This window comes from Rhodococcus sp. IEGM1428 (assembly GCF_050321865.1).
Taxonomy (GTDB): Bacteria; Actinomycetota; Actinomycetes; order Mycobacteriales; family Mycobacteriaceae; genus Rhodococcoides.
This window is the reverse complement of the sequence record NZ_JBNQFW010000001.1, coordinates 1,734,127-1,760,001: the sequence shown is the minus strand read 5'-3', so window position 1 is coordinate 1,760,001 and position 25,875 is coordinate 1,734,127. Positions and strand designations below refer to the sequence as shown.

Genomic DNA, 25,875 nt, shown 5'->3' with positions numbered 1-25,875 from the left:
TCGAGGGAGGCGAGCGATGAAGGTCGATTTCAAGAAAACCCTCGACGCATATTCGGCGCGACACAACACCTTTCGTATCCTCGTCGTTCCGCCGCTGACCTACCTGATGATCGACGGACACGGCGATCCGAACACCGCTCCGGAGTACGCCGAAGCAATCGGGGCGCTCTACCCGGTGGCGTACGCACTGAAGTTCGCCAGTAAGAACAACCTCGCCCGCGACTACGTCGTCCCGCCGCTCGAGGCGCTGTGGTGGGCCGAGAACATGGTCGCGTTCACCACTGCCCGCAACAAGGCCGAGTGGAACTGGACCGTCATGATCATGGTGCCCGACTGGATCGATCGAACGATGTTCGAGGCGGCGGTGGCGTCCGCCGGCGCGAAAGGCACGTCCGAGGCGTCGACCAGAGTTCGGTTGGAGACCCTGAACGAGGGACTCTGCGTGCAGACGCTGCACATCGGGTCATACGACGAGGAGACGCCGGTGCTGGCCGAACTTCACGATCGGTACATCCCCGATGCCGGACTGACGATGACCGGCCGACACCACGAGATCTACCTGAGCGATCCGCGCCGGGTCGAGCCCGCGAAACTCCGGACTGTTCTCCGTCAACCGGTTGTGCGTTCAGCGGGGTCGACGACGCTCTGACACGATGGCCGACATGACCAATGCGGTGCGTCCGGCTTCGTTCACGGCCGGAACCCTCACCTTGCTCGGGGCTCTCTACTTTGCGCAGGGACTGCCGTTCGGATTCTTCACCCAGGCACTCCCGGTTGTGCTGCGGGAGTCGGGATTCTCGTTGGTGAAGATCAGTGCCACCGGTGTGCTGTTTCTGCCCTGGGCGCTGAAATTTCTCTGGGCGCCGTACGTCGATCGCTACGGATCCAGACGGCGGTGGCTGCTGTCTCTGCAGTGTGCGGCTGCGGTGGTGGCTCTGGCGTTGTCGCTCCTCGACCTGTCGTCGACGTTGCGTTGGTTGTTCGTCGGCATCTTCGTCATGAATGCTCTCTCTGCCACACAGGACATCGCGACCGACGGCATCGCGGTCAGAACGCTGACCGCGGCGCAGCGAGGGCTGGGCAACGGCCTCCAAGTCGGTGCCTACCGAATCGGAATGGTGTGCGGCGGTGGACTGCTGTTGTGGCTGTTCACCTTTGCCGGGTGGCGGGTGCTGTTCGTCGCGATGGCATTGCTCATCGCATTGACGACTGTCCCGGTGTGGTGGATGCGCAGGCAACTCGACGCGGCGGATGCCGCCTCCGATCGGCACACCGAATCGGAATCGCCGGTTCGGCTTGCTGTTGCCTGGTGGTCCAGGCTCCGCAGGCCCGGCATGGTGGCGTTCATACTGCTGATCATCGGGTTCAAATTCGGAAACTCGATGGGATCGGCACTGGTGGGCCCGTTCCTGTCGGACAGTGGATTGTCCCTGCCGCAGATCGCGCTGGTCGAGGGTGGCCTCTCCTCGGTGGCAGCGCTCGGGGGTGCGGCCCTCGGGGCGTGGATGACCTTCCGGCACGGACGTCGCCGGGCGTTGCTGATAGGCGGAGTGAGCCAGACCATGAGCCTTGCGTTGTACGTCATCGCCTCCCTCGGCATCGGCGGATTTCCACTGCTGATCACGGCGAACATCACCGAGCACGTGCTCGGTGGGGCGGCCACGGTCGCGGTGTTCGCTCTCATGATGGACGCATCGGAGAAGCGTTTCGCAGGAAGCGATTACACGTTGATGGCCTGTGCGGTCGTCTTCGCGCAAGGAGCGGCAGGAATCGCAGCCGGTGTGGTGGGAGACCTGTTCGGCTACACAGCGATGTTCGGTTCTGCCCTGGTGTTGTCCGGTATCGGCTGTGCAGCATTGCTTGTCGCACTCGACCGTGGCTGGGGCCCCGAAGGTCTCCGGCAGGTTGTCCCTCCGAAGACCTTCGCCGGCTAGGGACGATTGAACCGGCGCTCAGCTACCGGGTGTGGATCCCGCGATGTTCACCATCCACTGCACACCGAACTTGTCGGTCAGCATGCCGAACGTATCGCCCCACGGAGCCTTGTCGAGGCCCATGGTGAATTGCGCATCGACGGCCAGCTTGTTCCAGTAGCCCGTCAATTCGTCCTCGTCGTCGCCGCTGAGCGAGACGCTCATTGCGCTACCGGGAGTGTGTTCCATCGAGGACGGCGTGTCGGCGCCCATCAGGGTGAATCCGTTGGGAGTGGTCAACTGGCCGTGCATGATCTTGTTCTCATCGGCGGGATCCTCGCTGGCGTGGGCCTCGCCGAGCGTGGTGGCAGTGAGCTCACCCCCGAAGACGGACCGGTAGAACTCCATGGCCTCGCGGGCGTTGTCTCGAAACGAAAGATACGGATTGAGAATGGACATGGCTGGCTCCTTTTCGCTGATGTACACCGACGGCATCCGTCGAAACGGTAGACCGGCGTTACGACGAAAAGTCACCGGAAGAGGTATCGGTGTCTTCCGGCGTCGGTACTGCGGACTCCCATCTGGCCCGTCGTTCGTCGTCGGACTGCTCCCACCACGGTGTTCCCCGTTCGCCGAGAGCGACCTTGGTCGCCTGTACACCTGCGCGAGATTCCGGGGCACCCGACGTGCGTTTGACCTCCCTGCGCCATGCCATGAGGATCGACCGCAGTTCTGCGTTCCGATCCTCGGGTATGTCGGGATCCGTTGCGCGCCAACGTCGGCCCTTGATCACGATGTAGTGACCGTCTTCGGTGTGTTCCGGTTCGTCAGCCATGAGTCCACCCTGCCACGGGTCAGCTGCTCAGGTACTGCGGAACTTCGATCGCGTCCAGTCCGAGGGCCACGGCAGCGCGAGCGGTCACCGACCCGACGAGATTGCCGGTTCCGTTGTAGCCACCGAACGCGATCACTCCGTCATCGACGTAACCACACAACGGCCGCCCGTCCGCGGTGAACCCCACCGACGCTGCCCACCGTGCGTTCACGGAGACATGTTCGCCGGCAAACAACTCGGCGAGCGAGTCGAGGTAGTTCTGCACTCGGGCCGTCGGTTCGCTGGAGAAGGTCCACTCTTCCTCGACGAAAAAGTCGCGGCCACCCCCGACGTACAGGCGTCCCGAGGCGTCCTGCTGTGCGTAGTCGTACCCCCACCGTCCGTACACGGGACACGGCAACCGACCCGCCGTGACAGGAGCGGTGGCGAGCATCTGGAGGCGGGCCGTCCGAACTCGACCGTCGAGCTGGGGGAGTACGCGTTCGAGGCGACCGTCCACTGCGACCAGTATCAGATCGCAGCGGATCACCCCGGTCGGCGTCGTCACTGCTCCGGGCTCGATGCCGACAGCGGGTGTGTACTCGTGGAGCCTGGCGCGACCGGCAAGCGCTGCCGCCATTCCGAGTGCGCGACGGGCAGGATTCATCACCGCATCGTCGGGCAAAAAGACGCCGTCTCCCAGCTCGCCCGAATACTCTTCGACGGCAATATTGTTCTCGCGCAGGCACTTCACCAATTCCGCGCAGTCCCGCGCATCGGCGGGGTCGGCCTGCGTATCCGGGACGCCCGCAAGCCTGATGGACCCGGTGCGCCGGATAACGGACGATCCGAGCAGCGCTTCCAACGAATCGATCTCGGCGAGGGTCGCACGATAGAGATCGACGGCGCACGGCCCCCACATCGACAGTGCGGTGTGCAGAAACGTTGCGGGGCCGCCCAGCAGAAAGCCGCCGTTTCGACCCGCAGCACCGGCTGCGACTCGCCCTGCATCGATCCCGACGACGTCGAGGCCGCGGCCGAGCAGGTCAGCGACAGCGGCCAGGCCCGAACCGCCGAGACCGACGACGCAGACGTCAGCAGAGCAGTCGCCGTCCAACGTGGGCAAGCCCCGCCAACCGGACACCGCGGAATCGTCGTCCCACGCCGGACGGGACATGTCGATGGGGACGGTGCCGATCATGCCGACGATGGTATCCGTCGACCGGCACTGCATGGTTTACGATTCCGGCACCCGACACCCTTGACTGTGAGGACCGCCAATGCGCACTCTGATCGTGACCGCGTTCGTTTCGCTCGACGGCGTGATGGAAGGACCCGGTGGCGAAGCGGGCTACCGCAACTCCGGGTGGACGTTCCAGGACATCGAGTTCGACCCGGCGGCTTACGAAATCAAGGGCCGTGAGCAGAGCGAAGCGTCGGCGCTGCTACTCGGCCGCACCTCGTACGAGGCCTTCGCACCGATTTGGCCGACGATGGACGATTTCGCCGAATACAATGCCATGCCCAGATATGTGGTGTCGACCACGCTGGAGCAGGATGATTCACGTTGGCCCGCAACCATTTTGCGCAGTGTCGACGATGTCGCGGAGCTCAGGAACACCGACGGTGGGCCCATCTCCGTGCACGGTAGCGCCACATTGGGCCGGAGTCTTGCCGATGCCGGTCTGGTCGATCGGTACCACCTACTGGTGTTCCCGCTCCTGCTCGGTGCAGGAAAGCGGCTGTTCAGTGCGGCGGACAAGGACACCACGCATCTCGAATTGGTAGAACACGAGGTGTACGGAAACGGAATCCAGAAGCAAGTTTTCGACGTTCGCCGTTAGTCCGTCGGGCAGGGCTCAGACGTCGTCGCTTCGGATGGTGCGCCGGCGAACCGATACGAGTTGGAGCTCGGGCCGGGACGCTGCAACGCGCTCGAGCCGGTCGAGAACATCGGTGACGTGATCGAGGTCGCCGGCCACGACCGAAGCGCCGATACCTGCTCGCCGATGAAGTTCACGATGGTCGGTCTCTGCGACCGATACCGCAAATTTGCGGTGCATCTCGGAGATCACCGGCCGAACAACGGAGCGTTTCTCTTTGAGTGAGTGCACATCGCCGAGAAGGAAGTCGAATTCTATCCATCCAATCCACATAGGCCTGCCAGTGTAGTGCCGGCGGCACCCGAGTGCTCTCGACCCGCGATGGCCGTGGATGCACACCATTCGACGCTCGTGTTCGTACACTGGCCTCATGGCTGCGCGGGATGGACACGGATCCTTGCCGCCGAGCCTTGTCGAAATGGCAACCCGCCAGGTGCGATCCGAGGTGCTCAGCGGTGAGCTGGAGCCCGGATCTCGGGTGGTCGAGGAGACGTTGTGCTCGCGCCTCGGAATCAGCCGGGCACCGGTGCGGGAGGCGCTGCGGCTGTTGGCTCAGCAGGGCCTCGTCGAACATCTTCCTCGCCGCGGGTTTCGGGTGACGGTGTGGTCCGCAGAGGACATTCTCGAACTTTTCGAGCTGCGTCAGGTCCTCGAGCAGCACGCGCTCAGACGCGCACTCCCGGTTGCGTCCTCGTCCTTCGATTCTTTCGCTCCGGTACGTGCGGCCCTCGACGAGATGCGCGATGCCGATGCCCGCGGAGACACATTGGAGAAGGACGATGCGCATCGTCGCTTTCACGAAGCCATAGTCGGGTTGGCGGGCAGTCGGCAGCTCGACGTCGCGTATGCGCCGATCCTGCTGAAGTTGCAACTACCGATGGCCCGCAACCTCAGAGAAGAAGCGCGGGTTGCGAATCCGGTCGACGGGATCAGGCGTCACGAGTGGTTGCTCGATGCGATCGAATCCAACGACGTGTCGGTGGCGCTCGCTGCGCTGAAGCAGCACGGCGAACTCACGTACCTCCACCTCGAGAGAATTTCCTAACAGACTCGAAACATGGCGACAACCTGCTGAAACAGCAAACTGTCGACAATCGACGGTATGAAACCAGACCGTGGTCCAGTGTGTGGACCCACCGTTGCAGAGATGCTCGAGGCGTACCGAACGGGCGCGGAGACTCCATCGAGTGTCGTCGAAGCTTTCTCGGCCGCCGTCGCGTCGCGCGGCGATGACGGCACATGGATCACCGTCGTCGGACTCGCGGAACTCTCCGCCGCGGCCGCAGCTCTGGAAGCTCGGCCCGACCCGCATTTGCTTCCGTTGTTCGGCATTCCATTCGGAGTGAAGGACAGCATCGACGTGGCCGGATACCCCACCACCCTGGCCTGCCCCGACTACGCCTACACGCCGGATTCGACGGCACCCGCAGTTCAGGCACTGCTCGACGCCGGAGCCATTTTCGTCGGCAAGACCAGTCTCGATCAGTTCGCGACAGGTCTGAACGGCACTCGAACACCACACACCGTTCCGCGCAGTGTGTACGGCATCGACATGATCTCGGGCGGATCGAGCTCCGGATCGGCCTTGGCCGTCGCACTCGGGCAGGTGCCGTTCTGTGTGGCCACCGACACCGCCGGATCCGGTCGAGTACCGGCCGCGCTCAACGGAATCGTCGGATGGAAACCGTCACGTGGCCTGATCAGTACCGTCGGACTCGTACCCGCGTGCAAGTCGCTGGACTGCATCACCCTGATGGCTACCACGATCGAGGACCTCGACCTCGTGTTCGACGTCATGTGTGCCGAGGACCCGGCGGACGGTTGGTCACGTCCGCGCGGAGGAAGGTACGACGGGCGAGAGATCACCGTCGGACTACCGGACCTGCAGCAGCTGGACTTCTTCGGCGACCCGGCCATGGCCGACGCGCATTCGGCTGCGCGGGAATCGTTGCCCTCGTACGGACTGCGCACGGCAACGGTCGATCTCATGCCGTTTCTCGATGCCGGCTCGTTGCTGTACCAAGGGCCGTGGGTTGCCGAGCGACTGGTCGAGTTCGATGAATTCCTCACCGAGAATCCAGATTCCATCGTCCCCGTCGTCCGCGAGATCTTCCTGGGAGGGCGCCAGTACAGCGCAGTCGATGCCTTCCGTGCACTGCAGACGTTGCAAGACCTTCGCGCTCGCGTCGCACAGCTCTGGACGTCGATGGACGTGATGATCGTGCCGACCATCGGCACCACCTTCACCGTTCCGGAGGTACTCGCAGACCCCATTGCGTGCAACACGAAGCTCGGTCACTACACCCACTTCGGGAACCTTCTCGACCTGACGGCGGTGGCAGTCCCCGCGGGGCTCACCGTGGACGGTCGACCGACCAGTCTCATGGTGATCGGGCCCGCGCTTGCCGACGACACGGTGCTGGCGGTCGCGGCCAGGATCATCGGCGAACGACGGATCGTCTCGGCGCATACTCCGGCCGAAGAATCGCCTGTCGACATCGTCGTCGCGGGGCACCACCTGTCAGGGGAGCGGGCCAATCCGCAGCTGCTCGAACTCGGCGGAACCCTGGTGGAGGCGACGACCACCGCACCGACGTACACACTGCTTCGGATCGGAACCGACGATCCGACACCCGGCTTGCTGCGAGTTCCATTCGGCGGCAGCGCAATCGACGTGGAGAGGTGGCGTCTGCCCGCCACTTCTCTTGCGGTACTCGCGGGCAGACTGCCGGCGGTGCTCGCTCTGGGACGAGTACTGCTGGCTGACGGTTCCGACGTTCTCGGCTACGTCTGCGACGCGACTGTCCAGACCGGCGCGGAGCGTCACACCGTCGACGACATCAGCGAGTTCGGTGGCTGGCGGGCATATTCCCGGGCGATCACTTCCGCCCACGACACTTCCACGGCAGCACAGGAGATCTCATGACCTCGACACACAGACCCGAATCGACGATTGCGACTGCATCACCATCGGAGTTCACGATCGATGCCGCACGGACGGCACTACTCGTGATCGACATGCAGCGGGATTTTCTGCTGCCCGGAGGGTTCGGGGAGAGCCTCGGCAACGACGTCGGCCTACTGCGAAGCGTCATCGAACCACTCGCAGGCCTCATCTCGGCAGCCAGGGAATCCGGGATACCCGTGATTCACACCAGAGAGGGTCATCTACCGGATCTGTCCGACTGTCCACCGGCAAAGCTGCGTCGCGGCACCCCGTCGCAGCGCATCGGCGACCCAGGAGCGTTCGGCCGCATCCTGATTCGCGGAGAGTACGGTCACGACATCGTCGACGAACTGGCACCGATGGACGGCGAGACCGTCATCGACAAGCCTGGAAAGGGGGCGTTCTACGCGACCGAACTGGCCGAGATTCTGATCGCCGCCGGAATCACCACGTTGCTCGTCACGGGCGTGACGACCGAGGTATGCGTGCATACGACAGTGCGTGAAGCCAACGATCGCGGATACGAGTGCCTCGTGGTGACGGACTGCGTCGGTTCGTATTTTCCGGAATTCCAGCGCGTGGGCCTCGAGATGATCTCGGCTCAAGGTGGAATTTTCGGGTGGACCGCGTCGTCGGAGGGCGTCGTGGCTGCGTTGTCTGCTTTCGTCCCCACCTCGGCGAGTCGATAGGACCTCGGACATGACCATGGACGTCAAAGATTCACCCGCTGCCGACCCGTCGTCTCCGTTCGCTCTTTCGTGGTGGACCAAGGGAGACACCAACGCGTTCTTCGGACTCGGTTTCAACATCCTCGTCAATGTGCTCACTCTGACGACACTCAGTATCGCCGTGGTCGGGATTCCGTCGAGTGACGTCCTCGGGACCCTGCTCCCCGCCCTCGGTATCGCATTGATTCTGGGAAACCTGTACTACATGGTTCTCGCCCGTCGATTGGCCAAGCGCGAGAACCGAACCGACGTGACGGCGCTGCCCTACGGGCCGAGCGTTCCGCACATGTTCATCGTGGTGTTCGTGGTCATGTTGCCGGTCTATCTGGCAACGGGCGACGCGCTGCAGGCGTGGGCAGCGGGGTTGGCCTGGGCGTTCATGATCGGCATCATCGTCATGATCGGCGCATTCGTCGGGCCGTACATTCGAAGGATCACCCCGCGCGCTGCCATGCTGGGCACCCTTGCCGGCATCTCCATCACGTTCATCGCCATGCGTCCGGCCGCTCAGATGTGGGAGGCAGCCTGGATCGGATTGCCCGTTCTCGCAATCATTCTGATCGGCTTCTTCACGGACGTGAAGCTGCCCGGCAACATCCCGGTCGGTCTCGCAGCGCTTCTGGTAGGTACAGCGATCGGCTGGATCGGCGGATACATGTCGGTGCCGGACGTGACCGAGGCAGCGAGCAACATCGCACTCGGCTTACCCGATCTGCGCCTCGATCTCCTTCTCGACGGTCTTGGTAATCTGGCCCCTCTGCTCGCTACCGCAATTCCGTTGGGGGTCTACAACTTCACCGAGGCGATGAGCAACGTCGAAAGCGCATCCGCCGCGGGAGACAACTACAACCTCCGCAGTGTGCTGCTCGCCGACGGATTCGGTGCGATCGTCGGCTCGGCCTTCGGCTCGCCGTTCCCTCCTGCGGTGTACATCGGCCACCCCGGCTGGAAGGACGCGGGCGGCCGAACCGGGTATTCGCTCGCGTCGGGCATCGCGATCGGACTCATGTGTTTCCTCGGGCTCTTCGGATTACTGGCAACGCTGCTGCCGATTCCAGCGATCGTCCCGATTCTGCTGTACATCGGCTTGCTGATCGGTGCTCAGGCGTTCCAATCGGTGCCGAAGCTCCACGCCATCGCTGTGGTGGTCGCGTTACTACCGAACCTGGCGGAATGGGCAGTGGGGTTGATCGACAATGCACTCAGTGCTGCCGGTACATCGGCGACGGAGGTCGGTGACGAGGCGCTCGGCCAGGCGGGCGTCGTGTACGAGGGGCTCGAGACGTTCGGGTCGGGCGCGGTGCTCGCCGGACTGATGTTGGGCACCATCGTCACGTTCGTTCTGGACAAACGATTTGTTGCCGCTGGTGCAGCAGGCGGGGTTGCCGCGGCATTGTCGTGGGTCGGCTTGATCCACTCACACGAGGTGGGATGGGCCGCCAATCCCCAAGTGGCCCTGGGCTACCTGTTCTTCGGGCTGGTGTGTTTGGCGTACTCGCGGCTGATTCCCGGCACGAAGCGGACGGACGAGCCGCAACCAGTCGGTGAGCCAGGGGAGTAGTGCTCCCGATGCGGGCCGCTCGGCCCGCATCGGGAGATGCTTCAGCGCTCGCCGACGAGTCCGAGGGCCACGAGATCGGACAGATACTTCTCGATCAGTCCACGCCCGAGGTGTGGAATCTTCCCGACCGCCGCAGCGAACTCGTCCGCCGGCAACATCGCACCCGACGACGGCTGCTGCGGGTGTGCGTACGACTGAATCAAAGGCAGCAGGGAGTGTGAGCGCTGCTTCTCCGGAAGAGCCTCGACTGCAGCGCTGAAACGCTCGAACCATTCGTCGTAGTCGTCGACGACCTCGATGTCGCGACCCGCCTCACGGATCCAATCGACGAACGTGTCCAGCGAGATGTTGTCGTCGTGTGGGTTGAGAATGTCGAAGGTTCGGTAACCCGAGACGTCGGCACCCGCAATCGTTGTGATGGCACCGGCGCTGAAATCGGCGGGAAGCCCGTCGTAATGGGCTAGGGGACGCCCATTTTCGTCCGTCGGCGCACCGGTTCCCGTGGCGTAGAACGTCCGAGGAGCCAGTCCGGTTGCCACGACCGAGAGGATCAGACGCGTGAATACATCCGGTACGTTGAGCTGGCCCGACCACCTGCTGTGCGCGAGGATCATATCGGAGCGAAAGACCGACACCGGCAGACCGAATTCGTCGAATGCGTTGCGCAACAACACTTCGCCGGCCCACTTGGAGTTGCCATAGCCGTTGGCGTACGAATCGTCGACAGCCCGCGCAGGACTGTCGGTGCGGATGTCGCCGTTCTCCCGGAAATTGTCGACGCCCACAGCGACGGCGACCGTCGACAGGTAGGTCACCGGCTTGACGTGGTCGGTCAGCGCGAGCCGGATCACCTCGGCCGTACCGACGACATTGGGACCGAACAGGTGCTCGTACGGAAGAGCGTGGTTGACCAGCGCAGCGGGGTGAACGATGCGATCGATCCGCTCGGCCAGAGCCGCGAACTGGTCGTGGTCCAAGCCGAATCGAGGCGTGCCGAGATCTCCTGCCACGACCTCGAGGGCAGAGTCTGCCAGAGCTCGGTAGTGAGCGGACAGCTCTGCGTCTCCACTGTCGAACGCTGCATCGAGTCGGGAACGCGCGTCGGAATCGGAGCGTCCGCGAACCAAGCACACCACAGTTCCGCCGACCTCGGCCATACGCTCGAGCCATTCCAGGCAGAGGAAGCGGCCGAGGTATCCGTTGGCACCGGTCAGCAACACCGTTTCGGTTCGGGTGCGAGGGCCCGAAACATGATGAGCAGTATCGAGGAGCGTCTCGTCCAGGAAGGCAGACAGGCGCAGGTCGGAGGCGTGCGCAACCGTGGCGTCGCGTCCGTGCACCGAGGCGAAGGTTGCTGTGTCGGAATCGTTGTCCCGGGCCGAGGTGATGTAGTCGGCCAAGGCAGACAGATCCATGGCCGGCCCGGTGATCACTCCCACCGGGACGTCCACTCCGTAGATGTCCCGCAGGAGCGTCGAGAACGTCAACGCCGACAACGAGTCTCCACCGAGATCACTGAAATGGGCGTCGGGTCGGACGTCGGATCCGTCGCATCCCAGCAGTGCCTGTGCCGCATCGCCGACGGTGGTCAGCACCGGGGCGTCGGCACCGCTGCGTCGAAGCTCGCGTAGGCGTTCGTTCTGACCCGACTCGAGTTCTGCGTAGCGACGCTCGAGATCGGCGCCGTAGCGTTCGACGAGTTTCGGCCGTAGTTGCTTCCCGGCACCGGAGAGCAGCCCGTTGTCCTGCGTGAACGGCTGGTGCTCGATCGTCACGTCGCGCGGAATTTCGTACGAGTTCAGCGATTCCGTACGAGCGATTTCTTGCAGTGACTCGATGATCGAGGCTGTGGTCGTATCCGGCCGAGCCGGGACGACGACGGCCAGGAGATATGCGCGTTGGCTGTTGCCGTAGAGGAATATCTGGTCGACGAGTTCGCTGGTACCGAACACTGCCTCGAGACGGGCCAGGGCCACGAACTCACCCTGGGCCAGTTTGAGAACGTTCTTGCGGCGGTCGACGTAGGCAAGTCGGTCCGGCTCGATCTCGGCGACGACGTCTCCGGTGCGATAGAAGCCCTCGGAATCGAACACGTCCGCGGTGACGTCCGGGCGCTTGTAGTACCCGGGAATGATGGACGACGTCTTGAGTAGGAGTTCGCCGCGCGGATGCGGTGTGTCGGCGGAGAAGTAGCCGAGCTCGGGTACGTCGTCGAGTTTGTACTCGATCACCGGGGGGCGCGCGATGACGCCGTCGTGCAGCACCATTCCGGCTTCGGTGGAGCCGTAGTTGTCGCGGACCTGGATATCGAGCAGCTCGGTGATGAAATCCTTGACCTCGGTCGCGATCGGTGCAGTGCCGACCATCGCCGCCAGGATGCGTCCGCCGAATTGCCCGTTCCGGTAGCGCTCCAGAACCTCTCGCCGTATGGCCACTTCGTCTCCCACAGTGGAGCGCTCGACCTCTCGGTCGATCTCGGCGAGAACGTTGTGTCGAATCATTTCGCACACTCGGGGGATCAACAGTGCCATCGTGGGCCGAGCGAGCGCGAAGTCCTCGAACAGTGTGGACAGGTCGCTGGCACCGGCGAAGTGCACCGTCCCGCCGGCAGCGAGCGCCGAGAACACGAGGCCACGGCCGGCCAGGTGACTCATCGGAAGATAGTCGAGTGTGATCACGGGGAAAGCAGGCCGGTCAACGGATTCGGAGGAAGCTCCGGTGTGGTGCCAGGCTCCGGTCCAGGCTCCGCAGACGATTCGTTCGGTGTGCATCGCCCCTTTGGGAGTTCCGGTGCTGCCGGAGGTGTAGATCAGTGTCGCGAGTCGGTCGGGATCTTCGGCATCGGGTAGCGGAACCTCCGGTAGTTTCTCGCCGTCGCGAACCAGCTCGGTGAGGGGCCGGATGACGACCCCGACCTGTTCGGCATCGTTGTGCGCGGACTTCATGATCCGTGTGTGCACGTCGATGGCGGCGTCGTAGTCGAGGACGACGATTCGCCGAATGGACCGGCACTGCGTGGCAACCTGGACCGCGACGGACAGATTGTCGACATCGGCTGCGAGGACGACGGGTTCGACTTCGTCGGCGATGGCCGAGAGCTGGCCCGCGGAGGCACCGGCCTGCAACGGAACGGCGATTGCGCCGAGTCGGATCGTGGCCAATTCCGCGATGACATAGTCGGCACTCGCAAAACCCAGGGTTGCGAAGAAGTCACCGGGAGCGATTCCGAACGAGTCGTGAGTCAGAGCCGAGGCCAGTGCACCGGCATCCTTCCAGGCTTGCCCGTAGGTGACGGTATCGAAGCGCGGGAGCAGGCGAAGGGTGTTTGCGTCGTCGACTCGGGCGATGTCGCGAGCCCGACTACCCAGGGCCGGTCGATCCGAGTAGCGCGTCATGATCTCGGCAACCACGCGGGCGAGGTTGGGCGACAACTCCTGGGCGGCGTCCGCCACCGAGCTCTCCGGTTCGGCGGCTCGAAACTCCTGGTCGGACTCGTGCAGCTCCTGGAATCGACTGCGTTGCCTGCTCTCTCGATCCTGTCGGCTGTCGACGGCCAGTGTGTGCGTCATGCTCGACTCCCTCCGACGACACGCACCGGTTGTCCGGAGCGCCTCGCAATTGTCCGCTTCATATCGTTATCAAAGGTAAGTATATGCCGTCGAGGTCTACACCAATCGTGACGCTCCTCATAGTCCGGTAAGTCGTAAAAGTCTGGCTGGCTGCGTTTTTGGAGCCCGGATGGCGAACGCGGATCGGCGGTGACAGATCGCGTGGGTACTCGGTGAACGCCGGAGATCGCGACTTGTATGGTGAATCCACAGTCATGTGCGTCACAGTGCTCGTCACCATCGTGCGCGCGTGTCACCCCTCGCGATCGGAGAAGTGAATGTCGGACGTCCTCTCGCGGCGCGACCTGGATTTTCTGCTGTACGAGTGGTTGGACGTGGCCGGCCTGACCACTCGTCCCCGCTTCGCCGAACACTCGCGCGAGACCTTCGATGCAGTACTCGACCTCAGCGCAGATATCGCCCGCAAACATTTCGCGCCGCACAACAAGAAGGCCGACACTCACGAACCGACCATGCATCCGGACGGCTCGGTGAAGCTGATCCCCGAGGTCAAGGAAGCACTCGACGTGTATGCCTCGGCAGGTCTGATCGCCGGGCAGTTCGACGAGTCGATCGGCGGGATGCAGCTGCCTGCGACGGTCTCTCGGGCCGCGATGGCATTCTTCCAGGCTGCCAACGCCGGGACCTCCTCCTACCCGTTCCTCACCATGGCCAACGCCAATTTGATTGCGACGTACGGCACGCCGGATCAGGTACGTGATTACGTGCGGCCCATGCTCGACGGTCGGTGGTTCGGAACGATGTGCCTGTCGGAGCCACAGGCCGGGTCATCGCTGGCGGACATCACGACCAAGGCGGTACCGCAGGACGACGGCAGCTTTCGTATCACCGGTACCAAGATGTGGATCTCCGGCGGCGATCACGAACTGACCGAGAACATCGTCCACCTGGTGCTCGCGAAGACACCGGGAGGTCCTCCCGGTGTCAAGGGGATCTCGCTGTTCATCGTGCCCAAATTCCTCCCGAACGGCGACGGCGGTGCCGGCGAGCGCAACGACATCGTGTTGACCGGCCTCAATCACAAGATGGGCAACCGCGGCACCACCAATACCCTGCTGGCGTTCGGCGACGGAACCCATTCTCCCGCAGGGCAACCCGGTGCAGTCGGTTTCCTGGTCGCCGAGGAGAACCGCGGACTGTCGTACATGTTCCACATGATGAACGAGGCCCGTATCGGGGTCGGGTTCCTGGCCATCGCGCTCGGGTACGTCGGCTATCTGAAGTCGGTCGAGTACGCGAAGACGCGCACCCAGGGGCGGCCGCTCGGCGCAAAGGATCCAGCAGCACCTCCGGTCGCACTGATCGAACATGCCGATGTTCGCCGAATGTTGTTGGCCCAGAAGTCCTATGTCGAAGGTGCGCTCGCGCTCGGACTCTACTGCTCACGTCTGGTCGACCTTCAGGACTCGGCGTCCGACGACGCCGAAGCGGCGCGCTCGACCCTGTTGCTCGACGTCCTGACTCCCATCGCCAAGAGCTGGCCGTCACAGTGGTGCCTCGAGGCCAACAGCTTGGCCATCCAGGTGCACGGCGGCTACGGATACACACGCGACTACGACGTCGAACAGCACTACCGTGACAACCGGCTCAATCCGATTCACGAAGGCACGCACGGTATTCAGGGGTTGGACCTGCTGGGGCGCAAGGTCGTGATGCAGGGCGGCGCGGGATTGGCGCTACTCGGCGAGCAGGTCTCGGAGACGGTCGCGCGGGCTGACGCTGCCGGCGGTGACGCTGCCACCTTCGGCGCGGAACTGCAGATCCAATTCGCGAGAATCGTCGAGGTCACCGCGGCAGTATGGGGGACCGGTGACGCAGCTCTGGCTTTGGCGAACTCCACTGCCTACCTCGAAGCCATGGGGCACATCGTCATCGCCTGGATGTGGCTCGAACAGCTACTGGCCGTCGGCGCGAAGTCCGGAGACTTCTACGACGGAAAGCGTTCTGCAGCGCAGTACTTCTACGTCTACGAGTTGCCGAAGGTGACGGTTCAGCTCGATCTGCTGGCGCGACTGGACCGCACCACCCTCGATATGTCACCCGCCTGGTTCTGACCACGACCTACAAGGAGATTCACGTACATGTCGATCTTGGACAAATTCCGCCTCGACGGTCGAGTCGTCATCGTCACCGGCGCATCCTCCGGCCTGGGTGTTGCCTTCGCGAAAGCAGCGGCCGAGGCCGGGGCGGACGTCGTGCTCGCCGCACGCCGCGTGGACAAGTTGGCGCAGACCGCGAAGCTGATCGACAGTGTCGGAGGACGTTCGATCTCCGTCGCAACCGATGTGGTCGATCCCGACCAGTGCACCGCGATGGTCGAGGCCGCAGTGGCAGAGTTCGGCAAGGTGGACGTGCTGATCAACAACGCTGGAGTCGGCACAGCCTTCCCGGCGACTCGCGAGACTCCCGAGCAGTTTCGCTCGGTGATCGACATCAACCTGAACGGGTCCTACTGGGCAGCCCAGGCGTGCGGACGGGTAATGGCACCAGGCAGTTCGATCGTGAACATCTCCAGCGTGCTCGGGCTGACCACTGCGGGCCTACCGCAGGCCGCGTACAGCGCAAGCAAGGCCGCCATCGTCGGGCTCACCCGCGACCTCGCGCAGCAGTGGGGCGCGCGAAAGGGGATCAGGGTCAACGCGATTGCGCCGGGCTTCTTCCAGAGCGAGATGACCGACTCCTACCAGCCCGGGTACCTCGATTCGATGGCTCCTCGAATGATCCTGGGCCGCAAGGGTGACCCCGAGGAACTGGCCGCTACCGCGATCTGGCTCGCCTCCGACGCCGGGGGATACGTGACGGGTCAGACCATCGCGGTCGACGGTGGAGTCACGATCACCTGACGGCTGCTACGGCGCTGTCGTCACTGCAATTCCCTCGCGGATGAGTCTGCGCGCAACCACCAGCCCATCGTCGAGGTCGAGGCCCGGCAGCGAATCGAGGCGGCACGGAGCGCCCTTCATCAGGCTCTCGATCGCGTCGGCGCATTGAGACGGCAGCGTGACCGTTTTGTTCCGAAGCACCATCGAGACGCCGTCCTTCGTGTGCGCGATCCGCGCGAAGATGCCGGGCCGCAATCGAATCGAATCCTCGCCCCGTAACGCACCCATCGCGGCGACGCTCGCCAGTGGGCGCACCGGTTCCGGTCGGACGAGGTCGTCGTGACGATCTGCGACGCGTTCGGCGAGTCGGCGTACTGCGTCGGGGTCTCGGTCGATCTCGTCGAGCGCGGCGCGCATCGCGTCGACAACTCGGTGTACGTGCGGAACGATGGCATCCGGGTCGGAGTGGTCGAGGCCGGCGGGGAGGGGAGCACGCAGACTCTCGACGTCGCCGAGCGCTTTCAGCACGTGGTGGGCGAGGTCGTAGTCGTTGTACGACGCGACGCCGATGGTCAGGTGCACGGTGGTGTCGCCGAGCGCTTGCGCCGAGTGGATCCACCCGCGCGGCAGGTAGAGCACGTCGCCGGGCTCGAGGACGATGTCCAGTTCGGGAGTGTTCGATGCGTGGTCTTCGACGGCCGACCGTCGGTCCGACCACGGTTGATTGTTGAGTGGATGCACGTGCACCGGCGAGTGAATGCTCCACCGCTTGGTGCCTGCGATCTGCACGACGAACACATCGTGCACGTCGTAGTGCGGTGAAAAGCCTTGTGACGCAGCCGGTGTGACATACGAATTGACCTGCACCGGATGGCCCAGCTCGCGAACGAGGTCCCCGACGAAATGAATCAGCGGGGGCCACAGTCGATGCAGGCCCTGAAGTACCAGCGTATTTCCGGCCGCGAAGGCCGCCAGCACCGCTGCGGAGTCGACCTGGTCGGTGACCTCGGCACCGAAACCGCCGGACGCGGTGAACTGCGACTTGTCCAGCAGCCGACCGTCTTTGGCCATTCGCACGAACGGAGTGCGTACTCCGCGTTCGGAGATCAACTCGTCGACCGCATCGAGCGTCATCAGATCGTCGAACGAGTCCGAGAGATCGACGGATCTGGTCAGCTTGGGAGCAACGCCCCAGAACCGATCTGCGAACGTCCCCAGGTCGATACCGGTTAGACGACGGAGCGCGGACCGGTGACCCGATCCGCGCTCGCCGCTCAGCTCAGTGCTCAAGCGGTGCCGTCCGCACCGCCGTCGTGCCCGTTGGGGTTGGATCCGCCGTCGGCCGGGCCTTCGCCTGCTCCGGCGGGGCCGTCTGCTCCGCCGTCATGGCCGTCGGGGTTCGATCCGCCGTCGGCCGGGCCCTCGCCTGCTCCGGCGTTGCCGTCTGCTCCGCCGTCGTGACCGCCCGGGTTGGATCCGCCGTCAGCAGGCCCTTCGCCTGCGGCTCCGCCCGTGGTGGTGATGTCGTCGTCGTTGATGCTCATCGATATCCTTCCGGTCGTGGAGGTTCGTGTGCCCGCGCGGCGCGAGAACATCGGGGGTATTGACGCGAACCAAGTTTTTCAAACAGCAGTGATGTGGAATTTTCAGTCGGAGTCCTCGGCGATCTCGGGCGCATTCTCACGTGTCGCCATCCCACCGCCGCCCCCGCCGTCCGCGGGTCCGGGTCGCCCACCCTTCGGCGAATCCGATGTGCTCGATTTCTTGTTGTCGGTCGGTGTCTCGTCGCCGGCGTTCTCTGTGCGTCCCATGGTTCGACAGTAGACCGGGAATTCGACCGTGGGACCATGGAACGATGGATCGATCACCGGCGCAGCACGTGGTGCTGCTCGACGACGAAGGCCGCGCCGTCGGCACACAGGACAAGACGACGGTGCACACGCTGCAGACGCCGCTGCATCTGGCGTTCTCCAGCTATGTGGTCGGATCGGACGGTGCGGTACTGCTCACGCGGCGAGCGTCGAGCAAGACGACCTGGCCCGGCGTGCTGACCAACACGTGTTGTGGTCACCCTGCCCCCGGCGAAGACCTCGCCGATGCGGTGCTGCGACGGATCGGCGAAGAGTTGGGGCTCCGCGCACGCTCGGCCGAACTGGTTCTCCCGCACTTTCGATACCGGGCCGTCATGGACAACGGCATCGTGGAGAACGAGATCTGTCCCGTGTACCGCGTGCGGGTGGACAAGAGCGCGACGCTCGACCCCGACCCACTCGAGGTGGACGAGACCCGGTGGGTGTCGTGGTCGGAATTCTCTGCCGGCGTGCTCGACGGAACCGTCGACGTATCACCCTGGTGTCGAACACAGGTGGAACAATTGACGATTCTTGCCGACGACCCGCTCGGCTGGCCGGTTGCCGCCGACGACCTGCTTCCGCCCGCCGCCCGCCGACATCGCCCGCCGACATCGCCGGGGCTCTAGTGTTCGTGCTGTGAGTGACGATACTTCCGCGGAGTCGGCCGAGGACCTGCTCGATCGGCATTCCGTTGCGCGCGAACTCGCACGTTTCACCCACCGCACCGCCGAAGCCGACGGCCTGCGCGCCGCTGCGGTGGCCGTCGCTCTCGGCGGAGCGCCGGGGGACCGGCGCATGCTGCTGACGAAGCGGCCGACTCGATTGCGCGCGCACCCGGGCCAGTACGCCCTGCCGGGCGGCGGCGTGGATCCAGGTGAATCCGCCATGCAGGCGTGCCTGCGGGAATTGCACGAGGAGCTGGGCATCAGTGCTGGATCGGCCGACGTGCTCGGGAGGCTGGACGACTACGTCACCCGCTCCGGCTACGTCATCACCCCGTTCGTCGTGTGGGTTGGCGACTACTCGTCCACGTTGCGTCCCAACGAGGACGAGGTATCCGAGGTGTTCGAGGTGACCGTCGACGAACTCGACGTCGACGCGCAGTTCGTATCGATTCCCGAATCGTCCCGCCCGGTGATTCGATGGCCGTACCGAACCGGATCCATCCATGCTCCGACCGGCGCGATCGTCCATCAGTTTCGCGAGGTGGCGATGCACGGTCGACACACCAGAGTCGCGGACTTCGAGCAGCCCGTGTTCGCGTGGCGCTAACGTGGCCGAGGACGCTGCCCGAACGCACGACGAGCAGAAACGACAGGAGGTGATCGTCGGTGACGGACAACCGTGAGCTCGAGGTATCCGATCGCATTGCGACCGTTCCGAACCTGCTCAGCGCCATCCGGCTCGCCGGCGTTCCGCTGTTCCTGTATCTGCTGCTCGGCCCGGAAGCGGACGGGTGGGCACTGGTCATTCTGCTCGTCAGCGGCGGAACCGATTGGCTGGACGGCAAACTCGCTCGCATGCTCGGACAGGCATCGAAGTTGGGTGCCGTACTCGATCCGTTGGTCGACCGGCTCTACGTCGTCAGTACCCTCGTCGCCTTCGTTCTGCGCGGCATCATTCCGTGGTGGGTGGCAGCGATACTGATCGGGCGAGATGCCGTGCTCGGATTGACGATGTTCGTCTATCGACGTCGATCTCTACCTCCTCCGGACGTCATCTACCTCGGCAAGGCCGCTACCTTCGTCGTCATGATCGCGCTACCGGTGCTGCTGGTCTCCGCAGGCACCAGTTCGGTGGCCGACGCGGCAGGACCACTCGGGTACGCCCTGCTCATCTGGGGCACCGCGCTGTACACCTGGACCGGTCTGCTGTATCTCGGTAAGGCCATCGCGGTCGCCAGGGCAGTCGATCCGACCGTGGCCGGCACCTGACGGTGGAGCGTGCGGAACCGGCAGGAGTGGAGCCTGCGGAACGACCGGGGTCAGGAGTGGAGCCTGCGGAACGACCGGGGTCAGGAGTGGAGCCTGCGGAACGACCGGGGTCAGGAGTGGAGCCTGTGGAACGGTCAGGGGCTCGGGTCAGGAGGAATCCTGTCCCGTCGCTGCTGACCTCGTTGCTGACCGACCACCTCGATCCGGGATACGCAGCCGCGGCAGCCGAACGCACAGCGCAACACACACGTAAGCCGCGAGTACCTGCTGCCTTGTGGTTGCTGACCGGTGCCGTCGTGGTGGGTCTGATATTCGGTGTCGCTCTCTCCCAGTTGGCATCCGGTGCTGCCGAGGTCGATCGCGCAGGTGCCGATGCGTCGGCAGCCGTCCGAGCTGCCCAGGGCCGAAGCGCCGACCTGGAATCGACGAGAGACGAACTGGCCGAGCAGGTGTCGACCGAACGCGATCGAGCCCTGCAGTCCGACGCCGCGGGCAGCGCGCTGCTGGACCGATTGAGTGCCGTCGAATCCGCGGCGGGTATCGACACGGTCTCGGGTCCGGGACTGTCCGTGGTCGTCACGGAGCCGACAGGTGCGAGCGGTTCGTCGGCTCGCACGGGTTCGGGCGCTGCAGTCCTCGATCGAGATATCGCCGCAATTGTCAACTCGCTGTGGGCCAGCGGTGCCGAGGCGGTGTCCGTGGACGGCGTTCGAGTCGGCCCGAACGTGACCATCAGGCAGGCCGGAGGGGCCATGTTGCTGGACAACCGCCCGATCGACTCGCCGTATGACATTCAGGCGATCGGACCCCCGCAACGTATCCAAGTCCAATTCGTCGTCAGCGACGCGTATCTCCGAATGAGCACTGTTGCGCAGTTGTACGGCGTCGGGTTCTCGGTGCGCCCTGCCGATGATCTCGAACTCGGTCCAGCCGCTGTGAGAGAGTCGTTCGAGGCAGAGGAGGCAGGCCCACGATGATGGAGCACGACCCGACGAAGGCCGTACCGGTCGAGCAGGACGGCGAGGCAACCGGCGCCGACACAACTGTGGACACCCCGATCACCACCACTCACGGGGCATACGCCATTGCCGCTCTTGCTGCCCTGATCGCTGGAGTGGTCATCGGTACGGTTGCCGGACCACAGGTGCCTGCCGTCGTCGCGCCTTATCTGCCGATCGCCGTCGTCGCTGCGATCGATGCGGTATTCGGTGGTCTGCGTGCGTTTCTCGACGGAATCTTCGACGCCAAGGTATTCGTCGTCTCGTTCGTCTTCAACGTCCTCGTCGCCGCCCTGATCGTGTGGCTCGGTGATCAGCTCGGTGTGGGAACCCAGCTGTCCACTGCCATCGTCGTCGTTCTGGGAATTCGTATCTTCGGCAATGCGGCGGCGTTGCGCCGCCGTCTGTTCGGTGCTTAGGAGATGACGGCACGAACCGGGCGGCACGGCTGGCGCGCTCGAGCCCTCGATACAGATCGACGCAGGCGCGGAACGGCGTTCGGCATTCTTGCGCTCGCCCTGCTGTGCGTCCTCGGAATCGGTCTCGCCACGCAGGTGCGAGAGACGAGTACCTCCGACAATCTGGAGAATTCCCGGCCGGAGGACCTGTTGGTCGTGCTGGACACCCTCACCCGGCGCGAGGCGTCGATTCGCGACGAGATCAGCACACTGCAGGCCACGTTGGCGACTCTGCGCCAGTCCGGCTCGGGATCGGAGGCGGCAGTGGCAGAGGCGCAGGAACGATTGTCCGCGTTGTCGATTCAAGTCGGTACGGTTGCTGCCCAGGGCCCGGGCGTGACCTTGGTCGTCGACGACCCGAATTCGGGCGTCGGGTCCGAGGTGTTGCTCGACGCCATGCAGGAGTTGCGTGCTGCCGGTGCCGAGGCACTCCAGATCGAGGGTGGCGGTAGTGCCGTCCGCATCGGCGTCGATTCGTGGATCGCGGGGCCTGCCGGTCGAGTGGTGGTCGACGGCCGCGAACTGCGAGCCCCGTACACGTTCACGGCAATCGGAGACTCGCCCACGTTGGCGTCGGCGCTGAACATCCCCGGGGGCGTGGTGGACACCGTCACGCGCAACGGGGCGTCCTCGAACATCACGCAGTCGGACCAGGTCACGGTGTCCGCCTTGCGGGATCCGCGCCCGCGTCAATACGCTCAGCCAGGTAACTGACTGCCCGACCGCCCGGGCCACGATCGAAGGGAATGCCGCGTTGAGCGACATCGACACACCAGCTGATCTGTACTACACGCCCGAGCACGAGTGGGTGCAGCGCACGGGCCCGGCGGCAGTGCGAATCGGTATCACCGATTTCGCGCAGTCTCAGCTGGGGGACGTGGTGTTCGTTCAGCTTCCGGCTGTCGGCGACACCGTCACCGCGGGTGAGTCTCTCGGAGAAGTCGAGTCGACCAAGAGTGTGTCCGACGTGTTCAGCCCCTTGACTGCGAAAGTGATTGGCGTGAACCAGGATTTGGACGGCGAACCGGAGAAGGTGAATTCGGGACCGTACACAGGGGGCTGGCTGATCGACCTGGAGGTTTCGTCGCCGGAGGAGTTGGACGCGGCACTGGCGCAGATGCTCGACGCTGCCGGATATGCTCTCATCACGGCCGAGTGATCGGCCGGCTGTCGACACCTGCCAACCGGCCACACGGTCCACACTGCGCAGGGTACGGTCGACACCGAGCGAATACCCTGTCGGGGCGAAGGTCCAGCAAGCTGTACAGACGTAAATAGAACCAGGCGCAACGCAATACCAGATGTGAAGACCATGTACTGCGTTACCCGCGGCGTCTACTGCCCGGGTGAACGGACTGAGAAGGAGTAACGGTGAGCCAGAACGACAACGACAGCAACTACGGGGAGTCGCCGGCAGAGACCACCTCGGTCTTCCGTGCAGATTTCCTCCAGGAGCTGGACAACTCCGCGGCCGCCCAGAGCACCGAAGCTCCGGTCTCGGGTGTCGAGGGGCTGCCTGTCGGTGCCGCTCTGCTCGTCGTCAAGCGCGGCCCCAATGCCGGATCGCGGTTTCTGCTCGACCAGCCGACCACCTCCGCCGGACGGCATCCCGACAGCGACATCTTCCTGGACGACGTCACAGTCAGTCGTCGGCACGCCGAGTTCCGGCAGGACGAGGACGACTTCCAGGTCGTCGACGTCGGCAGCCTCAACGGCACCTACGTCAACCGGGAGCCGGTCGACTCCGCAGTTCTGGCCAACGGCGACGAGGTGCAGATCGGTAAGTTCCGGTTGGTGTTCCTGACCGGGCCGCGGGGCGGCAACGGATCTCAGGTCGGCGACGCGTCTGCGGGTGCAGGAAGCCAGTGACCGCCGTCGGGCAGCAGTCCAACGGGGGGATGTCGATTGGCTCCGTCCTCGATCGACTTCGGCCCGACTTTCCGGATGTGACGATCTCGAAGATCAGATTTCTCGAAGCCGAGGGTCTGATCTCTCCGGAACGTACGCCGTCGGGATACCGGCGGTTTTCCATTGCAGACTGCGAACGGCTCCGATTCGTTCTGACCGCCCAGCGTGACCAGTACCTGCCGCTCAAGGTGATCAAGGAGCAACTCGAAGCTATCGATCACGGTGTTGCGACTGTCGAGCGAGCCGACGCATCGGTCAAACGGCCGCGGTCTCTGACGCTCGCCGCGGGCGAGGTGTCGCCCGAGGAGTTCTTGCCGGACCGAGAGGTGCGGATCAGCAAAGCAGATCTTCTGGCGCAGGCCGGTATCGACGACGCGTTCCTGACCGAGTTGCTGCGGAGCGGGTTGATCACTCCCGGGCAGGCCGGTTTCTACGACGACGGAGCCGTGACGCTTGCACGCACGGCACACGCCATGTTGCAGTTCGGTCTCGAAGTGCGTCATCTGCGTGCCTTCAAACTCGCGGCGGACCGCGAGGCCGGTCTGGTTGCACAGATTGCCGGACCGGTCGCCAAGGGCCGCGACGCCGGCGCGCGTGATCGCGCGGAAGAAATGATTCGGGAGCTCGCGGCGTTGTCGTTGACGTTGCACACCTGTCTGGTCAAAGCGGCGGTGCGCGGTGCACTCGACCGGTAAGGCTCGCTCGCGTCGGTTCGACTTCCAATAGACTCGGCTGCGACGAGCTGAACGAGCGAAGTGCAGCCCGGATTTCTCGAGGTGAGAGGCAGACACGATGAGTGAGATGCGTGTGGTCGGTATTCGTGTCGAACAGCCGCAGAATCAGCCCGTGCTGCTGCTGCGTGAGGCCGATGGTGATCGGTACCTGCCGATCTGGATCGGTCAAACCGAGGCTGCTGCAATTGCTTTGGAGCAACAAGGTGTCCAGCCTGCCCGACCGCTCACCCACGATCTCGTCAAGAACCTGATCTCGGCGTTGGGTCGCGAGCTCAAGGAAGTGCGCATCGTGGACCTTCAGGAGGGCACCTTCTACGCCGATCTCGTGTTCGACAAAGACGTCCGAGTTTCTGCTCGTCCGTCGGATTCCGTCGCCATTGCACTGCGAGCCGGGGTACCGATCTTTGCCGAGGAACCCGTGTTGGCCGAGGCCGGCTTGATCATGCCCGACGAGCGTGAGGACGAGGTCGAGAAGTTCAAAGAGTTCCTCGAATCGGTGTCGCCGGACGACTTCAAGGCCACCGACGGGTAACAGAAGAGTCTCAACCTCAACTTTAGGTTCAGGTTTACGGCGCGTTGCGTTGAATCTGCGCGGTTGCCCCCATAACGTTCGTGCCAGTGAAGTTCATCGCCGCCGCTGGTCGGATTCGGTGCAGTTTCGCGCCTCTCGCAGACCTGGCGAGGCGTACTCTGGCCTGGTACACGGTATGACTTCACGCGAGTACACCGAGGCGTTCAGGTGCCCCGGACGGATCGCAGTACTGACTCGATCCGAACGCAGTGAGACATCCGAGAGGGAGCAGTCAGTGGGAGATCAGCCGCAGCAGCATCACGGCAGTCGAGAGTCCGAAGCCGCAGGCCGGACCGAGGACGCGTCCGTCTCCGATGCTCGGGTCGACACCCCCGACCAGGCGTCGAACGGCCGGATCGACACGCCTCAGGACATTCAGCCGGGATTGTTTCCCGATGATTCGGTGCCGGACGAGCTCGTGGGTTACCGAGTGCCCAGTGCCTGCCAGATCGCCGGCATCACCTACCGTCAGCTCGACTACTGGGCCCGCACCGGGTTGGTCGTCCCGTCCATTCGCGGCGCAGCAGGCTCAGGCAGTCAGCGGCTGTACTCGTTCAAGGACATGCTGGTTCTGAAGATCGTCAAGCGACTGCTCGATACCGGTATCTCGTTGCAGAACATCCGCGTCGCCGTCGATCACCTGCGCCAGCGCGGGGTGGGCGACCTCGCCAACATCACCCTGTTCTCGGACGGCACGACCGTGTACGAGTGCACGTCCGCCGAAGAGGTGGTCGACCTCCTGCAGGGCGGTCAGGGAGTGTTCGGTATCGCCGTGAACGGCGCGATGCGCGAGCTCACCGGCACCATCGCCGACTTCCCGGCCGAACGAGCCGATGGCGGTGAAAGCCAGCCGAGTCCCGAGGACGAGCTGGCCTCACGCCGCAAGAATCGCGCGAGCCGCAAGACCGGCTAGACTTTCCTCGTCGCGCCCGTGCGGGAGAGTTCCGAGGCAGCCAGTCTCGGACGCCGAAGGAGCAATACCTCCCCGTCAATCTCTCAGGCACACGGACCGTGTGGGCTTCGACAACTCTGGAAAGTGGTGGGAGTACCCACCCGCCCAAGGGGAAAGGTGCCGGCGCAGTCGACATGACGCGCCGTGTCCGACCGAATCTCTCAGGCGCA

Annotated in this window: 28 protein-coding genes and 1 riboswitch; of the genes, 20 read left to right on the top strand and 8 right to left on the bottom strand. The window is 64.2% G+C overall.

Going from position 1 to position 25,875, the window contains the following annotated elements:
* The first annotated feature begins 16 nt into the window (after positions 1–16).
* Both ACQR3T_RS08090 and ACQR3T_RS08085 read left to right on the top strand, forming a co-directional pair.
* The gene (locus ACQR3T_RS08090) at positions 17–649 is read left to right on the top strand and encodes a GyrI-like domain-containing protein (protein ID WP_428692961.1); all 633 of its coding nucleotides are present in this window, start codon (positions 17–19) and stop codon (positions 647–649) included.
* A gap of 13 nt (positions 650–662) precedes the next feature.
* Positions 663–1,934, top strand: coding sequence for an MFS transporter (locus tag ACQR3T_RS08085; RefSeq protein ID WP_428692960.1), 1,272 nt, complete (start codon positions 663–665; stop codon positions 1,932–1,934).
* 18 nt (positions 1,935–1,952) lie between these two features.
* On the opposite strand, the gene ACQR3T_RS08080 is transcribed toward ACQR3T_RS08085, so the two are convergent.
* The 3 genes from ACQR3T_RS08080 to ACQR3T_RS08070 are packed head-to-tail and all read right to left on the bottom strand — an operon-like array spanning position 1,953 to position 3,928.
* On the bottom strand, positions 1,953–2,372 hold the full coding sequence (locus tag ACQR3T_RS08080; RefSeq protein WP_428692959.1) for a VOC family protein: 420 nt from the start codon (positions 2,370–2,372) through the stop codon (positions 1,953–1,955).
* A gap of 58 nt (positions 2,373–2,430) precedes the next feature.
* A complete protein-coding gene (locus ACQR3T_RS08075; RefSeq protein WP_428692958.1) occupies positions 2,431–2,748 on the bottom strand; it encodes a hypothetical protein in 318 nt (105 codons plus the stop codon).
* A 19-nt stretch (positions 2,749–2,767) separates the two neighbouring features.
* Positions 2,768–3,928, bottom strand: a complete 1,161-nt coding sequence (locus tag ACQR3T_RS08070) for an NAD(P)/FAD-dependent oxidoreductase (RefSeq protein WP_428692957.1) — start codon at positions 3,926–3,928, stop codon at positions 2,768–2,770.
* Between the two features lie 79 nt (positions 3,929–4,007).
* Between ACQR3T_RS08070 and ACQR3T_RS08065 the strand changes: the two genes are divergently transcribed.
* The gene (locus ACQR3T_RS08065) at positions 4,008–4,571 is read left to right on the top strand and encodes a dihydrofolate reductase family protein (RefSeq protein WP_032377967.1); all 564 of its coding nucleotides are present in this window, start codon (positions 4,008–4,010) and stop codon (positions 4,569–4,571) included.
* Between the two features lie 15 nt (positions 4,572–4,586).
* Here the strand turns inward: ACQR3T_RS08065 and ACQR3T_RS08060 are convergent, their stop codons facing one another.
* Entirely contained in the window at positions 4,587–4,883 is a 297-nt protein-coding gene (locus ACQR3T_RS08060; RefSeq protein ID WP_032377966.1) for a DUF503 domain-containing protein, read from the bottom strand.
* Between the two features lie 97 nt (positions 4,884–4,980).
* Between ACQR3T_RS08060 and ACQR3T_RS08055 the strand changes: the two genes are divergently transcribed.
* Genes ACQR3T_RS08055 through ACQR3T_RS08040 form a run of 4 tightly spaced genes read left to right on the top strand, consistent with a single transcriptional unit; the run spans position 4,981 to position 9,846 of the window.
* Complete coding sequence (locus tag ACQR3T_RS08055) at positions 4,981–5,655, top strand: GntR family transcriptional regulator (RefSeq protein WP_032378522.1); 675 nt, start codon at positions 4,981–4,983, stop codon at positions 5,653–5,655.
* A 57-nt stretch (positions 5,656–5,712) separates the two neighbouring features.
* The gene (gene atzF, locus ACQR3T_RS08050) at positions 5,713–7,536 is read left to right on the top strand and encodes an allophanate hydrolase (RefSeq protein ID WP_428692956.1); all 1,824 of its coding nucleotides are present in this window, start codon (positions 5,713–5,715) and stop codon (positions 7,534–7,536) included.
* On the top strand, positions 7,533–8,246 hold the full coding sequence (locus tag ACQR3T_RS08045; protein ID WP_428692955.1) for a cysteine hydrolase family protein: 714 nt from the start codon (positions 7,533–7,535) through the stop codon (positions 8,244–8,246). The genes atzF and ACQR3T_RS08045 overlap by 4 nt, the downstream gene beginning before the upstream one ends.
* A gap of 10 nt (positions 8,247–8,256) precedes the next feature.
* Positions 8,257–9,846 (top strand): regulator, encoded by a 1,590-nt coding sequence (locus ACQR3T_RS08040; RefSeq protein WP_428692954.1) that lies wholly within the window; start codon positions 8,257–8,259, stop codon positions 9,844–9,846.
* A 41-nt stretch (positions 9,847–9,887) separates the two neighbouring features.
* On the opposite strand, the gene car is transcribed toward ACQR3T_RS08040, so the two are convergent.
* Positions 9,888–13,415, bottom strand: coding sequence for a carboxylic acid reductase (car, locus tag ACQR3T_RS08035; RefSeq protein ID WP_428692953.1), 3,528 nt, complete (start codon positions 13,413–13,415; stop codon positions 9,888–9,890).
* A 317-nt stretch (positions 13,416–13,732) separates the two neighbouring features.
* Between car and ACQR3T_RS08030 the strand changes: the two genes are divergently transcribed.
* Both ACQR3T_RS08030 and ACQR3T_RS08025 read left to right on the top strand, forming a co-directional pair.
* Positions 13,733–15,529 carry an acyl-CoA dehydrogenase gene (locus tag ACQR3T_RS08030; protein WP_428692952.1) on the top strand — a complete coding sequence of 599 codons (1,797 nt, stop codon included), beginning with the start codon at positions 13,733–13,735 and terminating at the stop codon, positions 15,527–15,529.
* Positions 15,530–15,556: 27 nt separating this feature from the next.
* Positions 15,557–16,318 carry an SDR family NAD(P)-dependent oxidoreductase gene (locus ACQR3T_RS08025; protein ID WP_037173652.1) on the top strand — a complete coding sequence of 254 codons (762 nt, stop codon included), beginning with the start codon at positions 15,557–15,559 and terminating at the stop codon, positions 16,316–16,318.
* 6 nt (positions 16,319–16,324) lie between these two features.
* Here the strand turns inward: ACQR3T_RS08025 and ACQR3T_RS08020 are convergent, their stop codons facing one another.
* The 3 genes from ACQR3T_RS08020 to ACQR3T_RS08010 all read right to left on the bottom strand — a co-directional run bounded on the left by ACQR3T_RS08020 (position 16,325) and on the right by ACQR3T_RS08010 (position 18,108).
* The gene (locus ACQR3T_RS08020) at positions 16,325–17,587 is read right to left on the bottom strand and encodes a cupin domain-containing protein (RefSeq protein ID WP_428692951.1); all 1,263 of its coding nucleotides are present in this window, start codon (positions 17,585–17,587) and stop codon (positions 16,325–16,327) included.
* Positions 17,584–17,841, bottom strand: a complete 258-nt coding sequence (locus ACQR3T_RS08015) for a hypothetical protein (protein WP_032377961.1) — start codon at positions 17,839–17,841, stop codon at positions 17,584–17,586. The genes ACQR3T_RS08020 and ACQR3T_RS08015 overlap by 4 nt, the downstream gene beginning before the upstream one ends.
* Positions 17,842–17,943: 102 nt before the next feature.
* Complete coding sequence (locus ACQR3T_RS08010; RefSeq protein WP_428692950.1) at positions 17,944–18,108, bottom strand: hypothetical protein; 165 nt, start codon at positions 18,106–18,108, stop codon at positions 17,944–17,946.
* Between the two features lie 44 nt (positions 18,109–18,152).
* On the opposite strand from ACQR3T_RS08010, the gene idi reads away from it, so the two are divergent.
* The 11 genes from idi to ACQR3T_RS07955 all read left to right on the top strand — a co-directional run bounded on the left by idi (position 18,153) and on the right by ACQR3T_RS07955 (position 25,666).
* On the top strand, positions 18,153–18,776 hold the full coding sequence (idi, locus tag ACQR3T_RS08005) for an isopentenyl-diphosphate Delta-isomerase (RefSeq protein WP_428692949.1): 624 nt from the start codon (positions 18,153–18,155) through the stop codon (positions 18,774–18,776).
* Between the two features lie 10 nt (positions 18,777–18,786).
* On the top strand, positions 18,787–19,422 hold the full coding sequence (locus ACQR3T_RS08000; RefSeq protein ID WP_428692948.1) for an NUDIX hydrolase: 636 nt from the start codon (positions 18,787–18,789) through the stop codon (positions 19,420–19,422).
* A gap of 59 nt (positions 19,423–19,481) precedes the next feature.
* Complete coding sequence (locus ACQR3T_RS07995) at positions 19,482–20,084, top strand: CDP-alcohol phosphatidyltransferase family protein (RefSeq protein WP_032403481.1); 603 nt, start codon at positions 19,482–19,484, stop codon at positions 20,082–20,084.
* 125 nt (positions 20,085–20,209) lie between these two features.
* Entirely contained in the window at positions 20,210–21,061 is an 852-nt protein-coding gene (locus ACQR3T_RS07990; RefSeq protein WP_428692947.1) for a DUF881 domain-containing protein, read from the top strand.
* The gene (locus ACQR3T_RS07985; RefSeq protein ID WP_371832100.1) at positions 21,061–21,501 is read left to right on the top strand and encodes a small basic family protein; all 441 of its coding nucleotides are present in this window, start codon (positions 21,061–21,063) and stop codon (positions 21,499–21,501) included. The genes ACQR3T_RS07990 and ACQR3T_RS07985 overlap by 1 nt, the downstream gene beginning before the upstream one ends.
* Positions 21,502–21,504: 3 nt before the next feature.
* The gene (locus ACQR3T_RS07980; protein WP_428692946.1) at positions 21,505–22,254 is read left to right on the top strand and encodes a DUF881 domain-containing protein; all 750 of its coding nucleotides are present in this window, start codon (positions 21,505–21,507) and stop codon (positions 22,252–22,254) included.
* 40 nt (positions 22,255–22,294) lie between these two features.
* Positions 22,295–22,699, top strand: coding sequence for a glycine cleavage system protein GcvH (gcvH, locus tag ACQR3T_RS07975; RefSeq protein ID WP_032377956.1), 405 nt, complete (start codon positions 22,295–22,297; stop codon positions 22,697–22,699).
* Between the two features lie 212 nt (positions 22,700–22,911).
* Complete coding sequence (odhI, locus tag ACQR3T_RS07970; protein ID WP_032377955.1) at positions 22,912–23,409, top strand: oxoglutarate dehydrogenase inhibitor Odhl; 498 nt, start codon at positions 22,912–22,914, stop codon at positions 23,407–23,409.
* Entirely contained in the window at positions 23,406–24,143 is a 738-nt protein-coding gene (locus ACQR3T_RS07965) for a MerR family transcriptional regulator (RefSeq protein ID WP_032377954.1), read from the top strand. Before odhI ends, ACQR3T_RS07965 begins: the two co-directional genes overlap by 4 nt.
* A gap of 97 nt (positions 24,144–24,240) precedes the next feature.
* The gene (locus tag ACQR3T_RS07960) at positions 24,241–24,714 is read left to right on the top strand and encodes a bifunctional nuclease family protein (RefSeq protein WP_032377953.1); all 474 of its coding nucleotides are present in this window, start codon (positions 24,241–24,243) and stop codon (positions 24,712–24,714) included.
* A 394-nt stretch (positions 24,715–25,108) separates the two neighbouring features.
* Positions 25,109–25,666: a MerR family transcriptional regulator gene (locus tag ACQR3T_RS07955; RefSeq protein ID WP_428693092.1), complete on the top strand. Its 558-nt coding sequence runs from the start codon at positions 25,109–25,111 to the stop codon at positions 25,664–25,666.
* An 11-nt stretch (positions 25,667–25,677) separates the two neighbouring features.
* Positions 25,678–25,775: riboswitch (glycine riboswitch) on the top strand.
* Positions 25,776–25,875: the final 100 nt, after the last annotated feature.